This window comes from Psychrobacter glacincola (assembly GCF_904846215.1).
Lineage (GTDB): Bacteria > Pseudomonadota > Gammaproteobacteria > Pseudomonadales > Moraxellaceae > Psychrobacter > Psychrobacter glacincola.
On the sequence record NZ_CAJGZK010000053.1, the window covers coordinates 1 to 1,613 of the forward strand.

Below are 1,613 nucleotides of genomic sequence, written 5' to 3' on the forward strand. Positions count from 1 at the left end.
AAATAAGACCTGAGAAGTCAGCACAACATATTTATTGCTTTTCTCCAACCCAGTAGTGATCTTACTATCATTGCTGGGTTTTTTTGTGCTTAACATCAGGGTGTATTTAACCTTTCATGATTTGATCCGTCAGAAATGAACACTACTGATATCATTACTCATTACAAGAATTATCGGCAAGCGCGTTTAAGATGCCACATGATACCGCTTGTGCACTACCTGCACATTTCTGGCGCAAAACGGTCAAGTGATGCTTTAAGTGCATCAGTTCTTCCATTCGTATTTCCACAGCATGAATGTGCTCATCTAGCAAGTTATTCACATCGCCGCAGTCCTTGTCAGGCGACTCCCAGTATTCAAGTAAGATTCGCACATCATCTAAAGCCATATCGAGCGTACGGCAATGTAGGATAAATTGTAGACGCTCAATGTGCTCTTCATTATATAAACGATAATTCCCTTTGCTACGAAAAGGCTCGGGTAATAAACGCTCTTTTTCATAATAGCGAATGGTTTCTACTGTGGCACCTGTGCGTTTAGCGAGCTCACCAATTTTGATTGTCATAACAACCTCTATGATTTAAATAATTAAAGTGGCTGTAAAGACTAGCGCTAGAGAAATTAAAATTACGAAACTGTAGATAAATAACCTTGACTCTAAAGCCACTATAGGGTTCATAATATCATTATTCAAAGGTGGGTTCTAATAATAAAAATTCCACCGCCACAGTAAACTGCAACCGCATTAGAGTAAATAAGGTTAGACCGTATGTTGATTACAGAATTGGGCTATTTTGCCTTGCTTACCGCTTTTGTACTGGCGTTATTGCAGGTAATTCTGCCAACTATTGGTGTTATTCGTAACCAAGTTGCTTGGCAACGACTAGCCCCTAGCCTAGCTTGGGCACAGTTTGCCGCCATGATAACGTCATTTGGCGCTTTGATAGCAGGTTTTTATTATAATGATTTTAGCCTCAGTTACGTCGCGCAGCATTCTAATACGCTGTTGCCTTGGTACTATAAGTTATCGGCGACATGGGGCGGACACGAGGGCTCTTTGCTGCTATGGATGACCATCATGGCCACATGGTGTGCACTGGTATCATACTTTAGTCGCGGCTTGCCGTTATCAATGCGTGCGCGGGTATTAGTTATTTTGGCCGGTGTACAGTTAATGATGCTAACGATGCTGATATTTACCTCGTCACCGTTTGAGCGTACCTTACCCAATCTAGCGGTCGATGGCGCTGATTTAAATCCTGTCCTACAAGATTTCGGTCTGATTATTCATCCGCCCATGTTATATATGGGTTATGTGGGCTTAGCGGTGCCATTTGCTTTTTGTATGGCGGCATTGTGGGAAGGGCGTTTAGATGCTGCTTGGACACGCTGGTCACGTCCATGGGCGCTCGCGGCTTGGGGATTTTTGACCATTGGTATTGCACTGGGCTCGTGGTGGGCCTACTACGAGCTTGGCTGGGGCGGTTGGTGGTTTTGGGATCCTGTAGAAAACGCCTCACTGATGCCTTGGCTTGCCGGTTTAGCCTTGCTGCATTCGTTGGCAGTGACTGAGAAGCGCGGTGTCTTTAAAGCATGGACCATTATGCTGGCTA

General features: G+C 44.3%; 2 protein-coding genes. One reads left to right on the forward strand and one right to left on the reverse strand.

Annotated elements, in window-relative coordinates:
* Positions 1 to 154: 154 nt before the first annotated feature.
* Positions 155 to 565, reverse strand: a complete 411-nt coding sequence (gene cadR, locus JMW90_RS13330; protein ID WP_201564728.1) for a Cd(II)/Pb(II)-responsive transcriptional regulator — start codon at positions 563 to 565, stop codon at positions 155 to 157.
* Between the two features lie 204 nt (positions 566 to 769).
* Between cadR and JMW90_RS13335 the strand changes: the two genes are divergently transcribed.
* Positions 770 to 1,613, forward strand: an 844-nt coding sequence (locus JMW90_RS13335) for a heme lyase CcmF/NrfE family subunit (RefSeq protein ID WP_201564730.1), incomplete at its 3' end; no start/stop codon positions are given.

Excerpts from the sequence above, each read along its gene's own strand:
- cadR (WP_201564728.1), bottom strand. The coding sequence starts at position 565 with ATGACAATCAAAATTGGTGAGCTCGCTAAACGCACAGGTGCCACAGTA.